Genomic DNA, 25,568 nt, shown 5'->3' with positions numbered 1-25,568 from the left:
GGTGGTTATCGTCGGAACAGGCTTGGCAACACGCGCAATCTCCTTTTATTCAACGTTGATAGTACCGGGCTCACTGGGGAGTCAGGCAGTAATGTTCGATCAATTGACGTAACAGACGCACTGTAGGGTCCAGACGTGACATTTCGAGGTATTCCCCCGGCTGATGCGCACAGGCGATATCGCCCGGGCCGAGCACCAGCGTTTCACAGCCAAGGCGCTGAAGATAAGGCGCTTCGGTGCCGAATGCTACTGCTGCAGCCGTATGACCGGTCAGTCGTTCAGCAACGCGCACAAGTTCAACGTCAGCAGCCTGTTCGAAGGGCGCACACTCGGGGAACAGCGGAGCATAGTCGATCTTTACCTGGTGCAGCTCGGCCAGCGGCTCAAGCTTGTGGCGAATGGCTGCCCGCAGCACCTCAGGGTCCATGCCCGGCAATGGGCGCAGGTCAAATTCCAGCGAGCACTGGCCACAAATCCGGTTCGGGTTATCGCCACCATGAATGCAGCCCAGGTTCAGGGTCGGTTGCGGCACAGTGAACTGCGGGTTGCGGTATTGCGCTTGCCATTGCGTACGCAGGCCCTTGAGTTCGCTGATCGCGTCGTGCATGGCCTCCAGCGCGCTGTGGCCAAGGCTGGGGTCTGAAGAATGGCCGCTGCGCCCAAGGATGTGGATGCGTTCCATCATTACGCCTTTGTGCAGGCGAATCGGCTTGAGCCCGGTCGGCTCTCCGATAACTGCTGCGCGGCCCAGCGGACGTCCGGCCTCTGCCAGTGCGCGAGCCCCGGCCATCGAGCTTTCTTCATCGCAGGTGGCGAGGATCAGCAGCGGCTGTTTGAACGGTTGATCAATAAGCCCACGCACCGCCTCGATGATCAGCGCAAAGAAGCCCTTCATGTCGCAGCTGCCCAGCCCGACCCAGCGGCCATCGACTTCGGTGAGCTTCAACGGGTCGGTTTTCCACAGCGCCTCGTCGAAAGGTACGGTGTCGCTGTGGCCCGCCAGCACCAGGCCGCCCGGACCTGTGCCATAAGTTGCCAACAGATTGAACTTGCCGGGGGAAACCTGCTGGATGTCGCAGGCAAAACCCAGATCCCCGAGCCATCCGGCGAGCAGATCGATGACAGGCCGGTTGGTCTGGTCCAGAGAAGGCTGCGTGCAGCTCACCGATGGCGCAGCGATCAAGGCGGCGAACTGGTCTTTCATGGACGGCAACGGCATGGGCGCTTCCTGTAATCAAGACGAAACACGGCCCATCATAGGGCCATAGCAACCCAGGAATAAACCGTTTCGGGCCATGTCCTGTACACTAACGGCCTTAGCAGCCGTTCAGTCATGGGCTGCGCTCCCGTTTATCAGTATCAGCGTTTGGATTCCCCCGGCCATGCAAAAAGAAACAGAAATCAAACTCCGCGTCAGCCGCGAGACCCTCGCTGCACTGCGCGAACACCCGTTGCTCAAGAAGCGCAACAAGAGTGGCTGGGAGCGCCTTGAACTGTCGAACCAGTATTTCGATACCCCAGAGGGCGAGCTGGCACAGGCCAAAGTCGCCCTGCGCATCCGTCGCGATGGCGATCAGATCATCCAGACCATGAAGACGCGCGGGCAAAGTGTTGCCGGCCTGTCCGAGCGCAATGAATACAAGTGGGACCTGAGCAAAGCCAAGCTCGACCTGAAAAAGCTCGAAGGCGATTGCTGGCCCGAGCAACTGGCCGGGCTGGACAAGAAAACCATCAAGCCGTTGTTCACCACCGATTTCATCCGTGAAAAGGCCGAAATTGCCTGGGGTCGTGGCAAGGCCAAAGTGGTGATCGAAGCCGCGCTGGACCTGGGCCAGGTGGTTGCAGGCAAGCAAAAGGAAGAAATCTGCGAGCTGGAGCTTGAACTGCGCGAAGGCGAACCTGCCGCGCTGCTGGAACTGGCCGCCGAGCTGGCTGCAACGCTGCCGTTGATGCCGTGCGATATCAGCAAGGCAGAGCGCGGTTATCGCCTGCTTGATGCCAGCAGCTACTCGCTGAGCCTGCACGCTCCCGCTCTGCACGCAGAAACGCCGCTGGACGAAGCCTACTCCGCGCTGGCCTGGCATCTGCTGGGCAGCAGCCAGCGTCTGGCCGAGCAATACCGTTTCAACGGCCACTGGCGTCTGCTGCAGGACTGGGTCGAGATGCTCGCCGAGTTGCGTGCCCTGACCAGCAGCCTTGGCCAGGCCGCCCCACGGGCCTCGACCGCGCAACTGCGTACCTCGCTGGACGCCTTGCTGGAAGACTGGCGCCCGCTGGTTCAGGCCGGGCAGGAAGATGCCGATGTACGCGGTGCCGCCCACGATCAGTTTCTGGAAGAGTTGCAGGACACCCGCTGGGGCGAGTTCTCGCTGAACACTTCGCGTTGGTTGCTGGCGCGCAGCTGGACCACAGAGCGCAATACCCGTGGCAATCGTCAGGGCGCTGCGCTGTTGAGCAGCTGGCTGCCACGCCTGCTGGGTGAAGAAGCGACGTCGCTGCAACTGAGCCGCTATCAGCAGCAGCCAGAAGACCTGGCCGAACAACTACCGCGCATCGAGCGCATTCAGGCTTGGCTGCACTGGGCACGCGGCGCACTGGACCTGCCGGAGCTGGACCGCCTGTACGGCGAACTACGCAAGCTGGAAGAACTGGCCAATCTGGACATCAGCGATGAAGTCCTTGATGCACGCGTGCAACAGGCAATCACCGTATTCCAGAGCCGCGCGTGGAAAACCCTGTTGCGTTTGTAACGGCTGGATTTCGTGGCGTTGATTATCGTCCCCACGCTCCGCGTCCGATCTTGAACATGTGGTGCGGCGCAAACTTGTGACGCAGAGCGTCACGAACTGCATGCCAACGCGGAGCATTGGCACGATAGTCATCTTGATGCTTAGGTTAACTATCGTCCCCACGCTCCGCGTGGGGACGCCGTTCTGGACGCTCCGCGTCCGATCTTGAGTATTCGGTGCGGCGCAAACTTGTGACGCAGAGCGTCACGAACTGCATGCCAACGCGGAGCATTGGCACGATAGTCATCTTGATGCGTAGGTTAACTATCGTTCCCACGCTCCGCGTGGGGACGCCGTTCTGGACGCTCTGCGTCCGATCTTGAGCATGCGGGATGGTCAAAAGCGCACGTTCAGCCACCCTGGCGCAGCAGCGGCAGGCTGGTGGTGGATTTGATCTCGGACAGCGCCACTGTCGAGTTCACTTCCTGGATGCCGGGCACCAGCGACAGCTTTTCGAAGAAGAACCGCTCGTATGCCTCGATATCCGGCGTCACGATGCGCAGCAGAAAATCCACCGACCCCATCAGTACATAGCACTCCAACACCTCCGGGAAGCCACGAATCGAGTCGGTGAACTCGGTGAAGTTGGAGCGCCCGTGGGCGTTGAGTTTTACCTCGGCGAAAATCTGTGTGTTCAGGCCGATTTTCTTGCGATCCAGCAACGCAACCTGACGACGAATGACCCCTTCATCCTTGAGCCGCTGAATGCGCCGCCAACAAGGCGATTGCGAGAGGCCGACCTGCTCGGCAATCTGCGCGCTGGAGAGCGACGCGTCCTCTTGTAGCAGCGCCAGAATCTTGCGGTCGTAAACGTCCAGCTCGGTTTGCATAATTAATTTTCCGCATTGGCTTTTTACGCATTAACAAGTCCAATGAAGCCTAATCCAGATGATGATGGACCAGAAATTTCTTTTTTGGCATGTAAAGATTTTCCCACTGTTCTGGAGTATCCACATGCCTGACCTTGAAGCCGTTACCGCCCCCTTGCAGCGTCCCGACAACTGGTCATCCAGCAATGCGGCATGCTGTGCGCGCTACCAAATTGTTGCTGCAGCCGAGCCTGCATTGCTTTGTCAGGTGCTGAACCTGTTTGCAATGCAGTACCTGATTCCCGACCAGCTCAGTGTGGCGCGACAAGAGAAGACGCTGCTCATCGGCCTGCAAGTTGCCAGCCTGAGCTGGCACAGAGCGCAGGTGATCGGCGAAAAAATGCGTAACCTGATCGATGTATGCTCCGTGGAAGTCGAACAGATCGACGCGCAGAACAGCCCACAAACGCACGTGGCCCTGGCGACCGGCTGACTCAATTTAGCCGCTTCGGCAATTCCCGGTCGCATAGAACGAGTAACGCTGTCACGCTTGGCGTCTACTCTTGTTCATCGTCCAATGACGAAGTGCCTCAAGGAGCCCACATGGCAGCCCTGGCCCCCTCTTCACAGGATCGCTGGCTCGATCTGAATGATGTGTTGCGTGATCTGGTTGCCGAAGGCTATCTCGGCCAGGACGACGCGGAAACGGCACTCACCCAACGTCGCAGCGCGGTGAACATCCAGCTGCATCCCCTCGAGTTTCTCGCTTCGCTGCAGTTTGACGACCTCAAGCGGCCGGGCAAGAAGCTGGACGTGGAAACCCTGACCGCCTGGCTGGCCAAAACCTGTGGCCAGCCTTACATGCGTATCGATCCGCTGAAGATCAACGTCGCGGCGGTCACGCCACTGATGTCCTACGCCTTTGCCCAGCGCCACAAGATTCTGGCCGTGGCGGTCGATCGCGAATCGGTGACCATCGCCAGCGCGCAGCCTTATGTGCGCTCATGGGAAGCCGACCTGACGCATGTGCTCAAGCTGCAGATCAAACGTGTGGTCGCCAACCCGTCAGACATCCAGCGCATGGCGATGGAGTTTTTCAGGCTGGCCAAGTCGGTCAGCGGTGCCAGCGCCTCTGAGCAAAAAATGAGCAACATGGGCAACTTCGAACAGTTGCTCAAGCTCGGCGCCAGCGATCAGGAGCCTGACGCCAACGACGCGCACATCGTCAATATCGTCGACTGGCTGTTCCAGTACGCCTTCCAGCAACGCGCCAGCGATATTCACATCGAGCCGCGCCGCGAACAGGGCACCGTGCGGTTTCGCATCGACGGCGTGCTGCATAACGTTTACCAGTTTCCGGCGCAGGTGATCATGGCGATTGTCAGCCGCCTGAAAAGCCTGGGGCGGATGAACGTCGCCGAAAAACGCAAACCACAGGACGGGCGGGTCAAGACCACCACGCCTGAAAATCGTGAAGTGGAGTTGCGCCTGTCGACCCTGCCGACCGCGTTCGGCGAAAAAATGGTCATGCGGATCTTCGACCCCGAGGTGTTGCTCAAGGACTTCGACCAACTGGGCTTCTCCAGTGACGACCTGCGGCGCTGGCAGGAAATGACCCGTCAGCCCAACGGCATCATTCTGGTCACCGGCCCGACCGGTTCGGGCAAGACCACCACGCTGTACACCACCCTCAAGAAACTGGCGACCTCCGAGGTCAACCTGTGCACCATCGAAGACCCCATCGAGATGGTCGAGCCGGCCTTCAACCAGATGCAGGTGCAGCACAACATCGAACTGAGCTTTGCCGCCGGCGTGCGCGCGCTGATGCGACAGGACCCGGATATCATCATGATCGGCGAGATTCGCGACCTGGAGACCGCTGAAATGGCCATTCAGGCGGCACTCACCGGGCATTTGGTGCTGTCGACGCTGCACACCAACGACGCACCCAGCGCCATCAGCCGTATGCTCGAGCTGGGTGTGCCGCATTACCTGCTCAAGGCGACCATCCTTGGCGTCATGGCCCAGCGTCTGGTGCGGACCCTGTGTCCGCACTGCAAGGCACCGATCAATCTGAACGAAACCGACTGGCAAACCCTGACCCGCCCATGGCAGGCCCCCGTACCGCCCGGCGCACATCAGGCGGTCGGTTGTGTGGAATGTCGCGATACCGGCTATCGGGGACGGGCCGGGGTTTACGAGATCATGGTCATGTCCGACAACATCAAGGCATTGATTTCTGCGGACCTGGACCTGACCGCCATGCGTCGCCAGGCCTTCAAGGAAGGGACGCGCAGTTTGCGTCTGTCCGGTGCCCAGAAAATCTCGGCAGGGCTGACTACACTTGAGGAAGTGCTGCGAGTGACACCGCAGAGCGAGCAACGCTGATCAGGGTTGAAAGCGTTGTTCCAGACGGCTGTGCATCGTGGTGAGCCAGCTAAAGTGAACTACGCGGTACACCTTGATTGAACTAGTTCGTAGCTTTGGCTATCCAACCCCTCAGAACAACCACAGCTGGAGTAATTCATCATGCGTCTCAAGTTCGCTGTCGCCACCGTAGCCTTGCTTTCCATCCCAATGGGTTCAGCGATGGCTGACACCTTCTGGCGTAATGTGCTGTCTTCCGGTGCAACCACCGGCTCGACTTACCTGACCTTCAAGGATCACAAGCTGATCGTTGCCGCCCAAGACGATGCAGGCAGCTTCGTCGCCAGTGACGGCGGCATCCGCGGTCCGTTCCTGGAAGCTGCCATCGAACAGGTACGCAAAGACAATCCAGGCCTGAAAGCCACAGATATGGAACTGGCCAACGCGATCCTGGATAAGAATCTGGTCGCTGAAAACCAGTAAGCCCTGCTGGCAAATACTGCGCATAAAAAATGCCGCTCGATGAGCGGCATTTTTTTGTCCGGCGATTGGTTATTCGCCGATCGCGCTTTTGTAACCTGCAGCATCCAGCAATTTGGCCAGATCGGCTTCAGCGGCAGTTGGCTTGAGCTTGAAGATCCAGGCGTCGTACGGATCACTGTTGAGCGACTCGGGCGAATCGCCCAGCGCTGCGTTGACTTCGATCACCTCGCCAGCAACCGGCGAGTAGATATCCGAAGCAGCCTTGACCGACTCCACAACACCAGCGGTGTCAGCGGCAGCAAACACTTTGCCGATTTCCGGCAGCTCGACGAAGACCACATCGCCCAGCGCTTCCTGTGCGTGGTCCGAGATGCCGACGGTCACGGTGCCATCTGCTTCAACACGTGCCCATTCATGACTTTCGGCGAAACGCAGCTCGGCGGGAATATTGCTCATTTAGTCATCCTCAACATCGGGTCAGCGGAAAACCCGCCATAGGTTAAATCAGGGCCTTGCCGTGGCGCACAAACGCTGGCTGCACCACCCGCACCGGATACCACTTGCCGCGGATTTCCACCTCGGCCCGGTCAGCGGTTGCCATCGGAACGCGCGCCAGAGCAATGGATTTGCTCAGCGTAGGAGAGAAACTACCACTGGTGATCTCTCCTTCGCCAACTTCTGCGACACGTACCACCTGATGCGCCCGTAAAACGCCGCGCTCTTCGAGCACCAATCCCACGAGTTTGAAGGCGGTTCCTTCAGCCCGTTCGCTCTCCAGCGCCTCGCGACCGATAAAATCACGGTCGGCAGGTTCCCAGGCAATGCTCCAGGCCATATTCGATGCCAGCGGCGAAACATGCTCGCCGATGTCCTGACCGTACAGGTTCATGCCTGCCTCCAGGCGCAACGTATCGCGAGCGCCCAGACCGATCGGGGAGATACCCGCGCCGACCAGTTCATTGAAAAAACGCTGGGCCTCTTCGGCAGGCAGCATGATTTCCAGACCGTCTTCACCGGTATAACCGGTGCGCGCGATGAACCAGTCGCCATCATCAAGACCTTCAAACGGCTTGAGCTGGTGGATCAGTTCGGCGCGGGCGCTTGAAACCAGCTCGGCGATACGGGTTCTGGCCTTTGGCCCCTGAATCGCGAGCATCGCCATTTCGCTGCGCGCGATCAGTTGTACATCGAAGTCGCCCAGCTGCGACTGCATCCAGGCTAGATCCTTGACCCCGGTCGCGGCATTGACCACCAGCCGATAACCTTCGGGCGTGAGGTAGACGATCATGTCATCGATGACCCCGCCTCTTTCGTCCAGCATGGCGCTGTACAAGGCTCGACCCGGGGTCTTCAGTTTTTCCACATCGTTGGCCAGCAGGTAACGCAGCCAGGTTCTGGCTTGACGGCCAACCACATCGATCACGTTCATGTGTGAGACATCGAAGACCCCACAGTCGCGACGCACCTGATGGTGTTCCTCGACCTGCGATCCGTAATGCAACGGCATGTCCCAGCCACCAAAATCGACCATTTTCGCGCCAAGGGCGAGGTGCAGGTCGAACAGGGGGGTACGCTGTCCCATGGGTTTCTCCTTCCGGGCGTGGCGAAGGTGCGGGCAGAAAAGATCGGCAAGCCCCCAATAAACCGGAGTTTGCAGCACTTACAGCTGGCCGAATTTTCTGACAGACCGCACCAATTGCGGCGCATTGTAGCGGCAAGGTGAAGGGCCCGCACCTAGCCAATCTGACGGGCAGAGCGACGAATCAACCCGATGACGGGTAATAATCCTACAAGCACCAGCGACAAAGCTGGCAATGCCGCTCGTGCCCACTCACCCTCGCTGGTCATTTCAAACACGCGTACCGCCAGCGTATCCCAGCCAAACGGGCGCATCAGCAGGGTCGCAGGCATCTCTTTGAGTACATCGACGAACACCAGCAACCCAGCGCTCAAGGCTCCCGGAACCAAAAGCGGCAGATACACGTTGAGAAACAACTTTGGTCCGCTGACCCCCAGACTGCGTGCGGCTTCAGGCAATGAGGGACGGATACGCGACAGGCTGTGCTCCAGCGGGCCGAAGGCGACCGCGATGAAACGTACAAGGTAAGCCAGCAGCAGCGCCGAAAGGCTGCCCAGCAACAACGGCTTGCCTGCACCGCCCAGCCAGCCGGAAAGCGGAACGACCAGCTCACGGTCCAGATAACTGAACGCCAGCATGATTGAAACGGCCAGTACCGAACCCGGCAGCGCGTAACCCAGGTTGGCGAGGCTGACGCCAGAGCGGATCGCAGGTGTGGGTGCCATGCGCCGCGCGAAGGCCAGAATCAGCGCCACGCTGACAGTGATCAACGCCGCCATACCGCCCAGATAGAGCGTTTGCAAAATCAGGCCGGTATAGCGCTCGTCGAGGTCGAATCGGCCGCGCTGCCAGACCCAGACAATCAATTGCAGCACCGGCACGACGAAGGCACAGAGAAAAACCAGCCCGCACCATAAACTGGCTCCCCAGGCCTTGATACCGCTAAGCGGATAAAGCGCAGCGCCACGCGGCCGTTCATTGGTCGGTCGGCTTGCACCGCGGGCACGACGTTCGCCATACAGCAGCACCAGGACTGCCAACAGCAGTAGGCTGGCCAGTTGCGCGGCGCTGGACAGGCTGAAGAAGCCGTACCAGGTCTTGTAGATGGCGGTGGTGAACGTGTCGAAATTGAACACTGATACCGCACCGAAATCGGCCAGGGTCTCCATCAGCGCCAAAGCTACGCCCGCACCGATGGCTGGACGCGCCATTGGCAGCGCCACACGCCAGAACGCCTGCAAGGGCGTGTTGCCCAACACTCGTGCAGCTTCCATCAGCCCCTTGCCCTGCGCCAGAAACGCCGTGCGCGCCAACAGGTAGACATAGGGATAGAAGACCAGCACCAGCACGATGATCACCCCACCGGTGGAGCGCACCCTAGGCAGGCGCAGGCCGGAGCCGAACCATTCACGCATCAGGGTTTGCACCGGGCCGGAAAAATCCAGCAGCCCGACAAATACAAACGCCAGTACGTAGGCAGGGATTGCGAACGGCAGCATCAACGCCCAGTCCAGCCAGCGCCGCCCGGGAAATTCACACAGGCTGGTCAGCCACGCCAGACTCACCCCCAGCAGCGTTACACCCACACCGACACCCAGCACCAGAATCAACGTGTTACCCAGCAGACGGGACATCTGGGTTTCCAGCAGGTGTGACCATATCTGTTGGTCAATGGTCTCCCACGACAGCAGCAGCACGCTCAGCGGCAATAACACCAGCGCAGCGATGGCGAAGACCAGTGGGTACCAGCGGCGTTGGACAGGATGGGCCAAGGAGGTTCTCGAAATGAGGGGGTTCAAGAGGGTAAGCAGAGCGTGCGCACAGGTCTGCTTCTGATTCTGGCTGAAAGCCGTAGGAGCGGACTTGTCCGCGAAGCCGTCAGTTCAGATAGTGCATTTTCTGAGAATGTACCGGCCCTTTCGCGGACAAGTCCGCTCCTACGCCTTGCGGGCAGAAGCCTGAAAGCCACGCTTTTCGGGCTATTCAAGATTTGTGTAATGAGCGCGAAGCGTATCAACGAGAGTCAGGCACTGGGTATTAAATCAATTCCAGCCCGCGCGATCCATCATGCGGATCGCTTCTGCCTGACGCTTGCCTGCCACTTCGACCGGAATGGTGTCGGCCTTGAACCGGCCCCAGCTCGCCACTTCTTCTGACGGCGCCACGTTCGGGTTGGCCGGGAACTCCTGATTGACGCTTGAGAAGATCTTCTGTGCATCGGGACCGGTCATCCACTCGACCAGCGCCTTGGCAGCCTCAGGGTGCGGTGCGTACTTGGTCAGGCCGATACCCGACAGGTTTACGTGTACACCCCGGTCCGCCTGATTCGGCCAGAACAGCTTCACCGCCAGGTCAGGTTTTTCCTTGTGCAGGCGACCGTAATAGTAGGAATTGACGATGCCCACGTCGCACTGCCCGGCGTTGATCGCCTCAAGCACTGCGATGTCGTCGGAAAAAACATCGGTGGACAGGTTGTTCACCCAGCCCTTGAGGATTTTCTCGGACGCTTCGGCGCCATGGGTTTCGATCAATCTAGCGGTCAGCGACTGGTTGTAGACCTTCTTCGCGGTGCGCAGGCACAGGCGCCCTTCCCAGTTCTTGTCGGCCAGCGCTTCATACGTGGTCAGCTCGACAGGTTTCACCCGGTCAGTGGAGTAGGCGATGGTTCGTGCGCGAAGGCTCAGGCCGGTCCAGCCGTGAGTGGATGAGCGGTATTGCGGCGGAATGTTGGCTTCTATCACCGGTGAGGTGAATGGCTGCAGAATGCCCATCTGTTCGGCTTGCCAGAGGTTACCGGCATCGACCGTCAGCAACAGGTCGGCAGTGGCATTCTCGCCCTCGGCCTTGATGCGCTGCATCAATGGCGCTTCCTTGTCGGTGATGAACTTTATCTTCACCCCGGTCTTGGCCGTATATGCATCGAACACCGGCTTGATCAACTCGTCGATCCGGGACGAATAGACCACCACTTCATCAGCAGCCTGAGCGGTACTGCCCAGTAAAGTCAGTGTCAGAGCAGCCAGAAGACGCTTGCTTGCCTGCATCGGGGGTATCTCGCGTTCGCAAATGAGGCGAAATGGTAGTGAATCCCATTTGCTATCTCAATCGAAGAGGCAGTGGAGCCGTTACCGGATGTTTCTGGCTGACAGCCTGATCAACAAACGGTCCTGGCTTTGGAAAAGTTCGCAACCCTGCGCAGCTTGTCCACATCGAACACTTCCAGCTGCCCTTCTCCCAGGCGCCCGATCTTGCGTTCATGCAGATCCTGAAGCACTTCCAGCAAGGCCGGCGGGGATAGCGCGAGGCACTCCACGGCCTGAATGTCCTCCAGCACAATCAGGCGGCGTGCATGGCTCAACGGGCCATAACCCTCACTGAGCATCAACAGACGCCATGCGACCCTCGCTCTGGGAGGCAGTCGGCGCATTTTCTCGGGGTTCTGCAGCGGCAAACCGATTTTCTGGCTGAGTAACGCGGCAAACCAGCGCCAATATTCCGGGTGCCTGTCGAGCAACTCGAGCAGAAATTGCTGAGGGACATGCAGAAAGATACTTTGCTCCAGTGAGCAGACCTCGAAACGGCGCGGCAACCCGTCGAACAGCGAGACTTCGCCAAACCACATAGGCGCACGCATCGGCTCCACACCCGAAAGCCGCTGCTCATGGGCAGCGCCGATACGCACACAGCCCTCCAGCAACACATAAAGACCGCAAGGCAGATCGCCTTTCTCGAACAGCGTCCTGCCAGGCGTCCTGCGCTGCTGGCGAGCAGCGTCCAGCAGGCTATCCTGCAAACCGGCAAACCGGCAGGTAAATGAGAAAACCAGTAATCGGATAGCAGTCGTGACCGCCACGACACTCCATTTGTCATTTTTGCTCCCTTTTATTTCAGGCATGCGTGTTGTACAACAATCCTGGCTCAAACCGATCATCGTCTCAGGCAGGAATAATAATGAAAACCCTTGTCGATCATCTCAGCCAATACGCTGCGTATCACCGTGATTCACGCAATATCGTGACGCACTTCGTGGGCATTCCATTGTACTGGCCGTGGCAGTACTTCTGTCGCGTCCGGGCTGGACTGTAAGCGGCGTGTGGGTTTCGCCTGCGGCCCTGCTAGCCCTGGGTTCGACGATTTTCTATCTGCGTCTGGACCGTCCGCTGGGCGTGGTCATGGCAGTGCTGCTGGCACTGTGCATCTGGGCCGGGGCCAACCTTGCGCAACAGGCGACCATGGTCTGGCTGAGCGCGGGCGTCGGGCTCTTTGTGATCGGCTGGATCATCCAGTTCATCGGCCATTACTACGAAGGGCGCAAACCGGCGTTTATCGATGACGTGACTGGCCTGATCATCGGCCCGCTGTTCGTGATCGCGGAGCTGGCGTTCCTGATGGGCTTGCGCAAACCGCTGCAACACGCCATCGAAGAACGCTCCGGCCCAGTGGGGCGCAATACCCGTAAGGCTGCGATGTAGCGACCGTTAACGATCAGTCTCCGTGCTCTGGCCCGTCAGTCCGCTGGTCCCGCTGGTGTGGTGCAGCCCGGCCAGCAGCAGTCGCTGATACAACTCTTCGCGCAAGCCCTGAGGCTGGTCGAGTTGCATTCGTTGCAAGTGCTCCGGAAAGGCTTCGGGGTCGGGAGCGTCCAGAGTGGCCTTGCCCAACTCGAGGATCTCGGTGAGTTTGAGCTTGCTCTTCAGCCAGTTCAACGCACGCATCAGGTCGCGCTCTTCACCTGTAAAATCGCATCCCAGCGGGTATTCAGTAAACAGCGACGGATAGCGCGATGCCGTGTCCTTGAGGCGTTTCGGGGTGTTTTCTGTGAAGCGTGGATCAAGGCGGAATTCCTTGGGCAGCTTTCCGGCCTTTTGCGCCTGCTCGATCAAGCCGGGCTGAAAGCGCGAGTCAGTGATGTTGAGGATGCGCTCAATCACCGTGGCGTCGGTCTGACCGCGCAGATCGGCAATGCCGTATTCAGTCACGACAATATCGCGCAGGTGCCGGGGGATCGTGGTGTGGCCGTACTGCCAGACGATATTGGAGCTGACCTCGCCACCTGACTCACGCCAGCTGCGCAGCATCAGGATCGAACGAGCGCCCTCCAGGACGTGAGCCTGCGCCACAAAGTTGTATTGGCCACCCACACCGCTGAGCACTCGGCCATTTTCCAATTGATCGGCCACGGCTGCGCCCATCAGGGTGACGGTGAATGCACTGTTGATGAAGCGCGCATCGCGGCGTTGCAGGCGTTTGAGTTCTTCCTGACCGTAAAGCTCGTTGATATAGCTGATGGCAGTCATGTTGAACTGCGCCAGTCGCTCGGCGGGCAGCTCGCGCAATCGCTCGTAGAAACTGCGAGGACCGAGGAAAAAACCACCGTGCACCACCACGCCATCAGGATGGGCGTCTTCATCCAGCGTGCCCAGGTTGGCCAGCCGTTGCAGCTCTACGTCGGCATACACCTTGCGTCGCACGATCCCGGCATCGGCCAGTACCAAAAGACCGTTGACGAACATTTCGCTGCAACCGTAAAGGCCGCTGGCGAACGGCTGAACGCCGCCTTCGCGGTCGATCAGGGTCTGCCAGTTACTCATGTTCAACTCGGCCAGCAGACTGCGCCAGGTTTCATTGTCGGCTTGCCTGGCCAGCAGTGCGCCGGTCAGCGCATCGCCCATCGAGCCGATGCCGATCTGTAGCGTGCCGCCGTCGCGCACCAGTGTACTGGCATGCAGACCAATCAAATGGTCTTGATAACCCACCGGCATGTTCGGGGTGGAAAACAGCGTACTGCGCTCATCTTCGTTGATCAGCAGGTCAAACGCATCGACATCCAGCTCCGAGTCGCCCGGCATGTAAGGCAGGTCGGCGTGGACCTGACCCAGCATAAGGATGGTTTCTCCGGCGGCGCGGCGTTTGGCGATCATGGGCAGCAGGTCGAGGGTCACATCAGGGTTGCAACTCAGGCTCAGCTTGCCCGGGTACTGATCGTCACGGGACACCAGTTGCGCGACCAGATTCAGGCCGTTGGCATTGATATCGCGGGCGGCATGACTGTAATTGCTGCTGACGTAGTCTTGCTGGGCTGACTCGCTGTTCAGCAGGCTGCCCGGCTGCATGAAGAATTGCTGCACGCGAATGTTGTGTGGAAGTTTGTCGCGACGCAGCGCGGCTAGAAACTCCAGTTCCGGATAGTCACCGAAGACCCGCTCCAGAAACGGTTCCAGAAACCGCGCCTGCAAACCCTCTCCCGGCGTTGGCCGCCCGAGTGTCAGCGCGGTGTAGATCGTCAGCCGTCGCTCGGGCAACTGGCTGATGCGCTGGTACAGCGCATTGACGAACCGATTGGGCTTACCCAGCCCGAGCGGCATGCCGAGGTGAATATGCTCGGGCAATTGCGCCAGAACGTGATCGACAGCGTGCTCGATGGAACAGGAATACGGCATCCCAGCTCTCCTGAATTGTTATTGGTGCAGCTTGGACCGGTGGCAATCTGAAATTGCTGCATGCTCGCTGCGCAACTATCGTTCCCACGCTCCAGCGTGAGAACGGAGTGCACGTCACTTCAACCCGGACATGCTCTGGATAGCGCTCTTCAGTTCGTCGTCAGTGCAATCGCCGCAGGTGCCTTTCGGCGGCATGATGCCAATGCCTTTGATGGTGCTGGCCAGCAGGCCGTCAAGGCCGCCTTTTTGTCTGGCCCGTTCTTCCCAGGCGGCCGTGTCACCGGTTTTCGGCGCGTTGAGCAGGCCGACGCTGTGACACGCGACGCAATGGGCGGCGATGATGTCGTCAGGGGCTCGGGCGGTATCGGCGGCTTGCACATTGAACGCCCATAACGTCAGAACGCCTGCGGTGCTCAGAATCTTCCGGGTCAGCTTCACGCGTCACTCACTGAAAGGGGCGGGTCAGAAATTGGCTGGCGTTGCCGCACTGATCAATCGTGCCGGTACGTCGAACGGGTTGCGGAAGCGATGCGGCCGGGTGCTTTCAAAATAATAGCTGTCCCCGGCTTCCAGTACGTAGGTGTCGAGACCCACCACCAGCTCCAGTCGCCCCTCGACGAGGATTCCGGTTTCTTCAACGTCGTGGACGAGCATTTCTTCACCGGTATCGGCACCCGGCGGGTAGGTTTCGGTAAGAAAGGCGATGGCACGGCCCTGGTGCGACTTGCCGACCAGCTTCATGGTCACGGCACCGTCCGAGATATCAATCAACTCGCTGGCCTTGTACACCACCTGCGCTGCGTTTTCCGGAACGGTTTCTTCCGAGAAAAACTCGACCATGGACATGGGAATGCCGCCGAGCACTTTGCGCAGCGAGCTGATCGAAGGGCTTACGCTGTTTTTTTCGATCATGGAGATGGTGCTGTTGGTCACGCCTGCGCGCTTGGCGAGTTCACGCTGGGACAGGCCCTTGAGCTTGCGGATCGATTGCAGTCGTTCACCCACGTCCAATGCGATATTCCCCCAGGTTTTGTCAGGTCTAGTCGAGATGAACGCCATCATGGCAACAGCGTTCAATATTTACAACACTTCGACAGACACCAGACATACAGCGGCCTGACGGACAGGGGCTCGATCAGTCTTGGGAATAGATACGCGGAACGCGACGCAGATTGCAGAAGATTTCGTAGGGAATCGTTTCTGCCCGTCTGGCCACTTCACTGGCGAGCACGTGCTTGCCCCACAACTCGACCCGGCTGCCAAGCCCGGCCTGCGGTACGCCGGTCAAGTCTACGCAAAGCATGTCCATGGACACTCGCCCGAGCAGCCGGGAAGGCTGACCGTCGATCTGCACAGGCGTGCCGGTCGGCGCATGACGCGGATAGCCGTCGGCGTACCCCATCGCCACCACGCCAATACGCAATGGCCGATCACAGACAAACGTCGCGCCATAGCCCACGGCTTCACCGGCAGGCAGCTCACGCACACTGATGATCTTCGATTCAAGGGTCATGACCGGTTGCAGGCGGTCAGCCAGCGGGTGCGCCTGACCAAACGGCGTAGCGCCGTAGAGCATGATGCCGGGGCGCGACCAGTCGCTTGGAATATGCGGCCAGCCCAGAACGGCCGGGGAGTTTTTCAGGCTGGTTTCTGCAACCAGGCCTTTGCGAAAGCTCTCGAATACAGCGAACTGTTCATCACTGCATCCACTGTTCAGTTCATCGGCGCGGGCGAAGTGGCTCATCAGGACGACTCTGGCCACTTTGCCGGTTACTAGCAGGCGTTGATAGGCGGCCTGATATTCATGCGGGTACAGGCCGACGCGGTGCATGCCCGTGTCAATCTTGAGCCAGACCGTTAAAGGTTTGGCGAGCTGCGCCTGCTCGATGGCCTCCAGCTGCCAGGTCGAATGCACGACCGTCCAGAAGTTGTGCTCGACAATCAGCGCCAGTTCATCGGCTTCGAAAAAACCTTCAAGCAGCAGAACAGGTGCGTGGATGCCTGCCGCGCGTAGCTCGAGCGCTTCTTCGATGCAGGCCACTGCGAAACCGTCGGCCTGGGCTTCCAGTGCCTGGGCAACACGTACCGCACCGTGACCATAGGCATCGGCCTTGATCACCGCGAGCGCTTTGCCGCCGCTGTTTTCACGAGCCAGTTGGTAGTTGTGACGCAGTGCCTGAAGATCAATTAAGGCGCGGGCTGGACGCATGATGACGTTTCTTGCCTGAAGGGTGAAAAGGGTCAGAAAAACCCCGACGCAGAGATGCGTCGGGCACAACAGTATAAAGACAGCAGACTCAAGGCAGCGCGGCGACAACCGACAGTTCGACGAGGATTTCCGGCTCGCACAACTTGGCCTCGACGGTTGCACGCGCAGGCGCGACACCCTTGGGCAGCCATTTGTCCCAGACGCTGTTCATGCCGGCAAAATGAGCATCGATGTCTTTCAGATAGATCGTGACCGACAGAATGCGAGTCTTGTCAGTACCGGCCAGGTCGAGCAGGCGCTCGATACTGTTCAGAACCTCGCGGGTCTGTTGCTCGACACCTGCAGTCATGTCATCGCCGACCTGGCCCGACAGATAGACGGTGCCGTTGTGGACAACGACCTGACTCATGCGCTCATTGGTGAGCTGGCGCTGGATTGACATGCTGTGCATTCTCCTGAGTGTTGCCGTAACGAGAAATATCGAGGCCTTCGGCACTGATACGGGGTGTCTTGCGGGCAATGAGGTCTGCCAGCAAGCGACCGGAACCACACGCCATCGTCCAGCCCAATGTGCCATGGCCGGTATTGAGGAACAGGTTACGGAACGGTGTTGCACCCACAATCGGTGTGCCATCGGGAGTGGTCGGACGCAACCCGGTCCAGAAACTGGCCTGGCTCAGGTCGCCACCCTGAGGATAGAGGTCACCGACGATCATCTCCAGTGTTTCGCGTCGACGAGGGTTGAGCGACAGGTCGAAACCGGCGATTTCCGCCATGCCGCCGACCCGGATGCGGTTGTCGAAGCGGGTGATGGCGACCTTGTAGGTTTCATCGAGAATGGTCGAGGTCGGAGCCATGGCCGGGTCAGTGATCGGCACCGTCAGCGAATAGCCCTTCAGCGGGTAAACCGGAGCCTTGATACCCAGCGGTTTGAGCAGTTGCGGAGAATAGCTGCCCAGCGCCAGCACGTAGCGGTCGGCTGTTTCCAGCTTACCGTCGATCCACACACCATTGATGCGGTCGCCAGCGTGGTCGAGGCGCTCGATGTTCTGTCCGTAGCGGAACTCGACACCCAGCTCTACAGCCATTTCTGCAAGGCGCGTGGTGAACAACTGGCAATCGCCGGTCTGGTCATTGGGCAAACGCAGCGCACCGCTGAGAATGCCGGTCACACCGGCCAGTGCGGGCTCGACACGGGCGATGCCGTCGCGATCGAGCAGCTCGTACGGAACACCGGACTGCTCAAGCACGGCAATATCCTTGGCGGCGTTGTCCAGCTGGGCCTGGGTCCGGAACAACTGTGTGCTGCCCAGGCTGCGCCCTTCATAGGCGATGCCGGTCTCGAAGCGCAGTTCATCCAGGCAATCGCGGCTGTATTCGGACAGGCGCACCATGCGCTCTTTATTCACGGCATAGCGGCTGGCGGTGCAGTTGCGCAGCATTTGCGCCATCCACAGGTATTGATCTATATCTGCCGTGGCCTTGATCGCCAATGGCGCGTGGCGCTGCAGCAACCACTTGATCGCCTTCAGCGGAACACCCGGCGCGGCCCATGGCGAGGCATAGCCTGGCGAGACCTGGCCGGCATTGGCAAAGCTGGTCTCCATGGCGGCGGCTGGCTGGCGGTCTACCACGGTCACCTGAAAACCGGCACGCGCCAGATAATAAGCACTGGTTGTACCGATGACACCACTTCCAAGGACCAGAACGCGCATGTAGATGACCTCATCGCGGATATCCGCTGACGTTTTGAAGTTTTAAGCAAGAATGTGCGCAGTATATTGAGCAATGGGCAGTGCTTCTCACTTTATAAACATCTATATTTGGCGTTTATTCCCGGCGATAAACGCTTTGGTAGAGGGGAAATAACCCATGCGCACTCAACACCAGTCAAATCGTGAACTGGACAAGATCGACCGCAATATCCTGCGCATCCTCCAGGCAGATGGGCGTATCTCGTTTACCGAACTGGGCGAGCGCGTCGGCCTCTCGACCACACCCTGTACCGAGCGGGTTCGCAGGCTGGAACGCGAGGGGATCATCATGGGCTACAACGCCCGTCTGAACCCGCAAAGCCTGAAGGCCAGCCTGCTGGTGTTTGTGGAAATCAGTCTGGACTACAAGTCCGGCGATACCTTCGAGGAGTTCCGCCGTGCCGTGTTGAAGCTTCCGCATGTGCTGGAGTGCCACTTGGTATCAGGCGACTTCGACTATCTGGTCAAGGCGCGCATTTCCGAGATGGCGTCCTACCGCAAACTACTGGGCGATATCCTGCTCAAACTGCCGCACGTGCGCGAGTCCAAGAGCTATATCGTGATGGAAGAAGTGAAAGAGAGCCTGAACCTGCCGATTGCCGACTGATTGCGCTAGACCAGCACTTGTCGGGTGGAAGCCATATATTCGTGTATCTGCTTCTCTACCCGCGGGTGAATCAGTTCGACCGGGCGACGGCCATTCGGGCATGGCAGGCTGTCGGTGGTGCCGAACAGACGGCAGATCAACGGGCGTTCGTCATACACGGTGCAGCCCTGTGGGCCAAGGTGCACGCAATTGAGCTCATTGAGCGCGGCGTCCTGTTCGGCGGCAGTCTTGCGCGGCAGGCGCGACATTTCTTCGGGCGACGTGGTAACCGGGCCGCAGCAGTCGTGGCAGCCAGGCACACACTCGAACGAGGGAATCTGGCGGCGCAGATCACTTATTTTCTGACGGTTGCAGCTCATTGAATCAACCATTCCTACACAATGCGCTGAGTTTGCCCCAGTTGGCAGGCTCATGACAGCGGCTTATCCTCCCCACACGCAAACCGCCACCAACAGGACCCGCTCATGAACGCCCGCGTTCAGCACCCGACTCTTCACGACGACCAGCATGTTGCCTCCTACTACGCCGCCAGCAGCCATCCGCAACCGGATCACCCTGCGCTGCAAGGCGAGGTGAAGGTTGATGTGTGCGTGGTGGGCGGCGGATTTTCCGGCCTCAACACTGCCATCGAACTGGCCGAGCGCGGGCTGAGTGTCGCGTTGCTTGAGGCACGCAGGATTGGCTGGGGTGCCAGCGGACGCAATGGCGGCCAGCTGATTCGCGGGGTCGGCCACGGCGTCGAGCAGTTCGCCAATGTCATCGGCAGCGAGGGTGTGCGGCAGCTGAAGCTGCTGGGCATTGAGGCGGTCGATATCGTGCGTCAGCGCATCGAGCGGCACGCTATCGATTGCGACCTGAAATGGGGTTATTGCGACCTGGCCAACAAGCCGCGCGACCTGCACAGCCTTGCCGAAGATGCCGATGAACTGCGCAGCCTGGGTTACCGTCATGAGCTTAAGTTGCTGCAAGCCGATCAGATGCGCAGTGTCGTAGGCTCCGACCGTTACGTCGGCGGTTTGATCGACATGGGTTCCGGACATCTGCACCCGTTGAATCTGGCTTTGGGAGAAGCTGCCGTAGCGCAGTCATTGGGCGTTCGGTTGTTCGAACATTCTGCAGTGACGAGAATCGACTACGGCCCGCAGGTCAAAGTGCATACGGCTCAGGGGGCGGTGCTGGCGAAAACTCTGGTGCTGGGCTGCAATGCCTACCTCAACGATCTGAATCCGGAAATAAGCGGCAAGGTATTGCCCGCGGGCAGTTACATCATCGCGACCGAACCCTTGAGCGAGGCTCAGGCCCGGGAAGTGTTGCCGCAGGACATGGCGGTCTGTGATCAGCGCGTGACTGTAGATTACTACCGGCTGTCAGCGGATCGGCGTTTGCTGTTCGGGGGCGCCTGTCACTATTCGGGCCGCGACCCACGGGACATCGCCGCTTACATGCGGCCGAAGATGCTCGATGTGTTTGCGCAACTGGCCTCAGTGAAGATCGATTACCAGTGGGGTGGGATGATCGGCATCGGTGCCAATCGCCTGCCGCAAATTGGCCAGCTCAAGCAGCACCCCAACGTTTTTTATGCGCAGGCTTATTCGGGGCATGGTCTGAACGCGACACACCTTGCAGGTCGCTTGATGGCCGAAGCCATCGCCGGGCAACACAGCGATGGCTTCGAGTTATTCGCCAAAGTGCCACACATGACCTTTCCGGGCGGTAAACACTTGCGCTCGCCGTTACTGGCATTGGGCATGCTCTGGCACCGGCTCAAAGAGCTGCGCTGAAAGGCTCAGGGCCTCCAGAACGGTTTCATCGCTTCGACCCGCGCCTGCTGGAAATCCAGCCCGATGTCGCGCAACTGATCGTCCGTCAGCTCCAGCAAGGTGCGGCGAGAGGCCCAGCGGTGACGATACAGCGCCCAGCGACCCATGCCCGCCAACAGATCGGCCTTGTTTGAGCGGACCGTTCTGACCGCAGTTGGCCGATAGTCATTCAATTCCTGGCTGTGAAGCGCGAGGCGTACATCGCTGAACCCGTTCATTTCCGATTCCCTCATCCTGGGTGGGTGTGGGTCTATGATGAAACGAACGGCCGAACCATTACAGATTCAAAAACAGGTTATATTTTCCATACAGATGAGGCGAAAACAGCACTGAATGCTATATTTTTGCCCAATCTGTATTGCTATACCACATTCACCAGCCTGAGAGTACGTCATGACGCTTTACGTCAACCTCGCCGAACTGCTCGGCTCGCGGATCGAAAACGGCTTCTACCGCCCTGGCGACCGCCTGCCATCGGTGCGTGCGTTAAGTGTCGAACATGGCGTCAGCCTGAGCACCGTGCAGCAAGCGTATCGGGTGCTGGAGGACAACGGCCTGGCAGCGCCGAAACCCAAATCCGGCTATTTCGTATCGGTCAGTCGAGCGGCACCTGCGTTGCCTGCTGTCGGGCGACCGGTCCAGCGGCCTGTGGATATCTCTCAATGGGATCAGGTGCTGGACCTGATTCGGGTGGCGCCTCTCGGAGCGGTCACGCAACTGGGGCGCGGCATGCCCGATGTCACCAGCCCTACCCTGAAACCGTTGATGCGCGCGCTGAGTCAGTTGAGTCGCCACCAAGACATGCCGGGGCTGTATTACGACAACATCTACGGCGTTCGCAGGCTGCGTGAGCAAATCGCCCGACTGATGCTCGACTCGGGCTGCAACCTGACCGCCAATGACCTGATCGTCACCAATGGCTGCCATGAAGCGCTGTCAGCGAGCGTCCGTGCCATTTGCTCGCCGGGTGACATCGTTGCGGTGGACTCGCCCAGTTTCTTCGGCGCCATGCAGACGCTCAAGGGTGTGGGCATGAAGGCCCTCGAAATTCCCACCGACCCATTGACCGGCATTAGCCTCGAGGCGCTGGAACTGGCCCTTGAGCAATGGCCGATCAAGGTCATTCAGCTGACGCCCAATTGCAACAACCCGCTGGGTTACGTCATGCCCGAAGCCCGCAAACGTGCGTTGCTGACGCTGGCGCAACGTTTCGATGTGGCGATCATCGAGGACGATGTGTATGGCGATCTTGCTTACAACTACCCTCGCCCGCGCACCATCAAATCCTTCGATGAAGACGGTCGTGTCCTGCTGTGCAGCTCGTTTTCCAAGACCCTGGCACCCGGCCTGCGGATTGGCTGGGTAGCGCCGGGGCGGTATCTGGAGCAGGTGCTGCACATGAAATACATCGGCACTGGCTCGACTGCACCGCAGCCACAGTTGGCCATCGCCGACTTCATCGAAGGCGGCCATTACGAGCCGCATGTAAGGCGCATGAGAACCCAATACCAGCGCAGTCGCGACCAGATGATCGACTGTGTGATGCGCTACTTTCCCGAAGGCACCCGCGCCAGCCGCCCGCAAGGCGGTTTCATGCTGTGGGTGGAACTGGCCGAAGGCTTCGACACGCTGCGCCTGAACCGCGCGCTGCTGGGCAAGGGTGTACAGATCGCGGTGGGCAGTATTTTTTTCGCCTCGGGCAAGTACCGGAACTGCATGCGCATGAACTTCGCAGCCAAACCGAGCCGCGAAATCGAGAACGCTGTGCGTATCGTGGGCGAGACAATTGCACTACTGAATGCGCAAACTGACTGACGCTGGCAAATCTTTCCCGGTTTTTCGGGTCATAACGCCAAGTCGAGCCATGTACAGACGCGGAAGATCAATTTGAATAACTCATGGGCCTTGCTCTTTTGCCTGCTGGTTGCACTGTGCGTCAGCGGTTGCGCACATCAGCAACTTGCCAGCGAGCCAAGCCAGGCCATGCCGCCATCAAGTTCTGCTTTCGGCCGCTCTATTCAAGCCATGGCGATGCCCCACGACGGGCGTTCCGGCTTTCGCCTGCTGCCCGACAGCAGCGATGCATTCAAGGCGCGCGCCGAACTGATCCGTAACGCCAAAAGCAGCCTCGACCTGCAGTATTACATCGTCCATGACGGCCTGAGCACGCGCGCTCTGATCGACGAACTGCTCAAAGCGGCAGACCGTGGCGTGCGGGTGCGCATCCTGCTGGACGACACCACCAGCGACGGGCTGGATCAGGCCATCGCCACCCTCGCCGCGCACCCGAACATTCAGATTCGCCTGTTCAACCCGCAAAATCTGGGGCGCGAGACCGGCATCACGCGCAGCCTGGGGCGCTTGATGAACCTGTCGCGTCAGCACCGGCGCATGCACAACAAGCTGTGGCTGGCCGACAGCAGTGTGGCCATCGTTGGCGGGCGCAATCTGGGCGATGAATACTTCGACGCCGAGCCGAACCTGAACTTCACCGATATCGACATGCTAAGCGTGGGACCGGTCGCCGAAAAGCTCGGCCAGAGCTTCGATCAATACTGGAACAGCACGCTCAGCAAGCCCATCGATGCGTTCATGTACTTCCTGCCCGACGGTGAGGATCTGGCCGAGGCGCGGCAGCGACTGGACGATTCACTGGAGCAGGCGCATCAGCAACACAAGGCTCTGTATGAGCGATTGATGGCCTACAAGACTCAGCCACGCATGAAGACCTGGCTCAACGAGCTGGTCTGGGCGCACAACCAGGCATTGTGGGACGCGCCGACCAAGGTACTGGCGCAGGGAGATCCGGATCCGCACCTGCTACTGACCACGCAACTGGCCCCCGAGCTGCTGAACACTCGCAAGGAACTGATGCTGATTTCGGCGTACTTTGTACCGGGTCAGGAAGGTTTGCTGTACCTGACCGGCCGTGCCGATGCCGGCGTCAACGTCAGCCTGCTGACCAATTCACTGGAAGCCACCGACGTGCCTGCCGTGCATGGCGGCTACGCGCCTTACCGCAAGGCCCTGCTGGAGCATGGCGTGAAGCTCTTCGAGCTGCGCCGACAGCCTGGCGATACCGAAACCATGCGCGGCAGCGGTCCGCACTTGTTCAAGAAAAGCAGCTCGTTGGCCAGTTCGGAATCAAGCCTGCACAGCAAGGCGATGATCTTCGATCGGCAGAAAGTATTTGTCGGCTCATTCAATTTCGACCCGCGTTCTGTGCTGTGGAACACCGAAGTCGGCGTGCTGGTCGACAGTCCGCAACTGGCCGAAGAGCTGCGCGAACTGACGCTTCAGGGTATGGCTCCCTCGCTCACTTACCAGGCGAAGCTGGAGGATGGCAAAGTGGTGTGGGTGACCGAAGACAATGGCCAGATCCACACGCTGCACACCGAACCCGGTGACTGGTGGCGACGTTTCAACGCATGGATGAGCCGTGCCATTGGCCTGGAAAGAATGCTTTAGGCGGGCGCAGCCTGGGCAACCCCGAACGCTCCACGTCGCCTGATCAGAATCAGCAGGCCAAAGGCACCTGCCGCCATCAGCAGCGGCAAGGCCTCACCGCTGACCCACTGACTTCCCGCGCCCGCTATCAGGGGCCCGATCAGACACCCGATGCCCCACAGTTGAGCGACATGCGCATTGGCGCGGACCAGTGAGTCATCGCGATAACGCTCGCCGATCAGGATCAGCGACAGGGTAAACAGCCCCCCCAGCACTGGCACCGAACACTGTCCAGAGCGGCCAGATCAGTGCGGTATCGATCAGTAACGGCACCAGCAGACTGGACGCCAGCAACAAAACGGCGCATCCGGTAAACATTGCGCGGCGCGAGATGCGATCAGCGAGCATGCCGATCGGCAGCTGCAGTAACGCGTCACCTATCACCACCACACTGACCATGATCAGGGCGATTTCCGGGGTGAACCCGTGGCGTATGCAGTAGAGCGGCAGTAGCGTGAGGATCAAGGCTTCGAATGCAGCGAATAGCGCCACTGCCCAGGCGATAGCGGGCATGCCGCGACAGAAGCCCGCCAGATCAGTGAAGGTCACGTTGCAGTGAAGGTCACGTTGCAGGATTCAGTCGATGGCGCCCCCGTGCGACCCAGCAGCAGGAACGGGGAGCCGACCAGTAGCAGCACGCCAATCCAGAAGCCGTAGTCGGCCTGAGTGCCGATAACGCCCAGTAATAGCGGGCCAGCCAGTTGGCTCAAGGCGTAAGTGCTGCCATACAGCGCTACCAGCCGTCCGCGCAGACGCTCGATCACCAGTTGGTTGATCCAGCTTTCACCCAGCACAAAGACGATGGTCAGAATCACCCCGAGCGCCAGACGCAAGACCAGCCAGACTCCGTAATACGGCAGCAGCGCCAGTGCGCCGACCGAAACGGCGCCGCCCCACAGGCACAGGCGCATCAGCTTGGCGGTACCGAAGCGCGCGGCGAGACGACTGGCCAGCGCCGCACCCACCAACACACCCACCGCAGGCATCGCCGCCATGATGCCAATGGCAAACGAGCCGTAGCCCCAGCCTGCCAGACGCAATGAAACCAGCGGCATGCTGACGCCCATTGCCAGCCCGACGCCCAACACGGACGCCAGCACGGCAAAATAAGTACCCCAACGCATTATCAAGCTCCTGCTGCCCTAACGGCGCAATCAAGACCGGACGCAGAGCGTCCAGAACGGCATGCGACGCGGAGCGTCGC

At 59.6% G+C, this 25,568-nt stretch carries 22 protein-coding genes and 3 pseudogenes; 9 read left to right on the top strand and 16 right to left on the bottom strand.

The window, feature by feature from the left end:
* Positions 1 to 70: 70 nt before the first annotated feature.
* A complete protein-coding gene (gene argE / locus AO277_RS20725; protein WP_002555671.1) occupies positions 71 to 1,219 on the bottom strand; it encodes an acetylornithine deacetylase in 1,149 nt (382 codons plus the stop codon).
* A gap of 163 nt (positions 1,220 to 1,382) precedes the next feature.
* On the opposite strand from argE, the gene AO277_RS20720 reads away from it, so the two are divergent.
* Positions 1,383 to 2,750: a CYTH domain-containing protein gene (locus AO277_RS20720; protein WP_044318702.1), complete on the top strand. Its 1,368-nt coding sequence runs from the start codon at positions 1,383 to 1,385 to the stop codon at positions 2,748 to 2,750.
* Between the two features lie 389 nt (positions 2,751 to 3,139).
* Here the strand turns inward: AO277_RS20720 and AO277_RS20710 are convergent, their stop codons facing one another.
* On the bottom strand, positions 3,140 to 3,619 hold the full coding sequence (locus AO277_RS20710; protein WP_002551538.1) for an Lrp/AsnC family transcriptional regulator: 480 nt from the start codon (positions 3,617 to 3,619) through the stop codon (positions 3,140 to 3,142).
* Positions 3,620 to 3,743: 124 nt separating this feature from the next.
* Here AO277_RS20710 and AO277_RS20705 point away from each other — a divergent pair, with 124 nt between their 5' ends.
* From AO277_RS20705 to AO277_RS20695, 3 genes are all read left to right on the top strand, one after another.
* Positions 3,744 to 4,091 carry an ACT-like domain-containing protein gene (locus AO277_RS20705; RefSeq protein WP_002551537.1) on the top strand — a complete coding sequence of 116 codons (348 nt, stop codon included), beginning with the start codon at positions 3,744 to 3,746 and terminating at the stop codon, positions 4,089 to 4,091.
* Positions 4,092 to 4,201: 110 nt separating this feature from the next.
* The gene (tfpB, locus tag AO277_RS20700) at positions 4,202 to 5,986 is read left to right on the top strand and encodes a type IV pilus assembly ATPase TfpB (protein WP_005731646.1); all 1,785 of its coding nucleotides are present in this window, start codon (positions 4,202 to 4,204) and stop codon (positions 5,984 to 5,986) included.
* Positions 5,987 to 6,127: 141 nt separating this feature from the next.
* Positions 6,128 to 6,448 carry a DUF2388 domain-containing protein gene (locus AO277_RS20695; RefSeq protein WP_002551535.1) on the top strand — a complete coding sequence of 107 codons (321 nt, stop codon included), beginning with the start codon at positions 6,128 to 6,130 and terminating at the stop codon, positions 6,446 to 6,448.
* A gap of 69 nt (positions 6,449 to 6,517) precedes the next feature.
* Here AO277_RS20695 and gcvH read toward each other — a convergent pair whose 3' ends face one another.
* The 5 genes and pseudogenes from gcvH to AO277_RS20670 all read right to left on the bottom strand — a co-directional run bounded on the left by gcvH (position 6,518) and on the right by AO277_RS20670 (position 11,897).
* The gene (gene gcvH, locus AO277_RS20690; RefSeq protein WP_002551534.1) at positions 6,518 to 6,904 is read right to left on the bottom strand and encodes a glycine cleavage system protein GcvH; all 387 of its coding nucleotides are present in this window, start codon (positions 6,902 to 6,904) and stop codon (positions 6,518 to 6,520) included.
* 43 nt (positions 6,905 to 6,947) lie between these two features.
* A complete protein-coding gene (gene gcvT, locus AO277_RS20685) occupies positions 6,948 to 8,030 on the bottom strand; it encodes a glycine cleavage system aminomethyltransferase GcvT (RefSeq protein WP_005731645.1) in 1,083 nt (360 codons plus the stop codon).
* A 152-nt stretch (positions 8,031 to 8,182) separates the two neighbouring features.
* On the bottom strand, positions 8,183 to 9,799 hold the full coding sequence (locus AO277_RS20680) for an ABC transporter permease (protein WP_044318703.1): 1,617 nt from the start codon (positions 9,797 to 9,799) through the stop codon (positions 8,183 to 8,185).
* A 270-nt stretch (positions 9,800 to 10,069) separates the two neighbouring features.
* Positions 10,070 to 11,071 carry an extracellular solute-binding protein gene (locus AO277_RS20675; protein ID WP_044318704.1) on the bottom strand — a complete coding sequence of 334 codons (1,002 nt, stop codon included), beginning with the start codon at positions 11,069 to 11,071 and terminating at the stop codon, positions 10,070 to 10,072.
* Between the two features lie 110 nt (positions 11,072 to 11,181).
* A pseudogene (locus tag AO277_RS20670) lies at positions 11,182 to 11,897 on the bottom strand (Crp/Fnr family transcriptional regulator).
* An 81-nt stretch (positions 11,898 to 11,978) separates the two neighbouring features.
* On the opposite strand from AO277_RS20670, the pseudogene AO277_RS20665 reads away from it, so the two are divergent.
* Positions 11,979 to 12,499: pseudogene (locus tag AO277_RS20665) on the top strand (Mpo1 family 2-hydroxy fatty acid dioxygenase).
* Positions 12,500 to 12,505: 6 nt separating this feature from the next.
* On the opposite strand, the gene AO277_RS20660 reads toward AO277_RS20665, so the two are convergent.
* From AO277_RS20660 to dadA, 6 genes are all read right to left on the bottom strand, one after another.
* The gene (locus AO277_RS20660) at positions 12,506 to 14,467 is read right to left on the bottom strand and encodes an acetyl-CoA hydrolase/transferase C-terminal domain-containing protein (protein WP_044318705.1); all 1,962 of its coding nucleotides are present in this window, start codon (positions 14,465 to 14,467) and stop codon (positions 12,506 to 12,508) included.
* 114 nt (positions 14,468 to 14,581) lie between these two features.
* The gene (locus tag AO277_RS20655; RefSeq protein ID WP_002551527.1) at positions 14,582 to 14,905 is read right to left on the bottom strand and encodes a c-type cytochrome; all 324 of its coding nucleotides are present in this window, start codon (positions 14,903 to 14,905) and stop codon (positions 14,582 to 14,584) included.
* Positions 14,906 to 14,929: 24 nt separating this feature from the next.
* Positions 14,930 to 15,478: a cupin domain-containing protein gene (locus AO277_RS20650; protein ID WP_044318713.1), complete on the bottom strand. Its 549-nt coding sequence runs from the start codon at positions 15,476 to 15,478 to the stop codon at positions 14,930 to 14,932.
* Between the two features lie 124 nt (positions 15,479 to 15,602).
* On the bottom strand, positions 15,603 to 16,676 hold the full coding sequence (gene alr, locus AO277_RS20645; RefSeq protein ID WP_044318706.1) for an alanine racemase: 1,074 nt from the start codon (positions 16,674 to 16,676) through the stop codon (positions 15,603 to 15,605).
* Positions 16,677 to 16,764: 88 nt separating this feature from the next.
* Positions 16,765 to 17,118 carry a RidA family protein gene (locus AO277_RS20640; protein ID WP_002551525.1) on the bottom strand — a complete coding sequence of 118 codons (354 nt, stop codon included), beginning with the start codon at positions 17,116 to 17,118 and terminating at the stop codon, positions 16,765 to 16,767.
* Entirely contained in the window at positions 17,090 to 18,391 is a 1,302-nt protein-coding gene (gene dadA, locus AO277_RS20635; protein WP_044318707.1) for a D-amino acid dehydrogenase, read from the bottom strand. Before dadA ends, AO277_RS20640 begins: the two co-directional genes overlap by 29 nt.
* Before the next feature lie 157 nt (positions 18,392 to 18,548).
* Here dadA and AO277_RS20630 point away from each other — a divergent pair, with 157 nt between their 5' ends.
* Positions 18,549 to 19,037 carry an Lrp/AsnC ligand binding domain-containing protein gene (locus AO277_RS20630; protein WP_004655323.1) on the top strand — a complete coding sequence of 163 codons (489 nt, stop codon included), beginning with the start codon at positions 18,549 to 18,551 and terminating at the stop codon, positions 19,035 to 19,037.
* A gap of 5 nt (positions 19,038 to 19,042) precedes the next feature.
* Here AO277_RS20630 and AO277_RS20625 read toward each other — a convergent pair whose 3' ends face one another.
* A complete protein-coding gene (locus AO277_RS20625) occupies positions 19,043 to 19,396 on the bottom strand; it encodes a YkgJ family cysteine cluster protein (protein ID WP_044318708.1) in 354 nt (117 codons plus the stop codon).
* 105 nt (positions 19,397 to 19,501) lie between these two features.
* Here AO277_RS20625 and AO277_RS20620 point away from each other — a divergent pair, with 105 nt between their 5' ends.
* Positions 19,502 to 20,818, top strand: coding sequence for an NAD(P)/FAD-dependent oxidoreductase (locus AO277_RS20620; protein WP_044318709.1), 1,317 nt, complete (start codon positions 19,502 to 19,504; stop codon positions 20,816 to 20,818).
* 5 nt (positions 20,819 to 20,823) lie between these two features.
* On the opposite strand, the gene AO277_RS20615 is transcribed toward AO277_RS20620, so the two are convergent.
* Entirely contained in the window at positions 20,824 to 21,075 is a 252-nt protein-coding gene (locus tag AO277_RS20615; protein ID WP_004655331.1) for a DUF1127 domain-containing protein, read from the bottom strand.
* Between the two features lie 175 nt (positions 21,076 to 21,250).
* Here AO277_RS20615 and AO277_RS20610 point away from each other — a divergent pair, with 175 nt between their 5' ends.
* Positions 21,251 to 22,672 carry an aminotransferase-like domain-containing protein gene (locus tag AO277_RS20610; RefSeq protein ID WP_044318710.1) on the top strand — a complete coding sequence of 474 codons (1,422 nt, stop codon included), beginning with the start codon at positions 21,251 to 21,253 and terminating at the stop codon, positions 22,670 to 22,672.
* A 72-nt stretch (positions 22,673 to 22,744) separates the two neighbouring features.
* The gene (locus AO277_RS20605) at positions 22,745 to 24,325 is read left to right on the top strand and encodes a phospholipase D family protein (protein ID WP_044318711.1); all 1,581 of its coding nucleotides are present in this window, start codon (positions 22,745 to 22,747) and stop codon (positions 24,323 to 24,325) included.
* On the opposite strand, the pseudogene AO277_RS20600 reads toward AO277_RS20605, so the two are convergent.
* Positions 24,322 to 25,488: pseudogene (locus AO277_RS20600) on the bottom strand (MFS transporter). The gene AO277_RS20605 and the pseudogene AO277_RS20600 overlap by 4 nt on opposite strands.
* Between the last annotated feature and the right edge of the window lie 80 nt (positions 25,489 to 25,568).

This window comes from Pseudomonas amygdali (genome assembly GCF_002699855.1).
Taxonomy (GTDB): domain Bacteria; phylum Pseudomonadota; class Gammaproteobacteria; order Pseudomonadales; family Pseudomonadaceae; genus Aquipseudomonas; species Aquipseudomonas amygdali.
The sequence above is the reverse complement of the archived record's forward strand: the minus strand, read 5'-3'. Positions and strand labels throughout refer to the sequence as shown.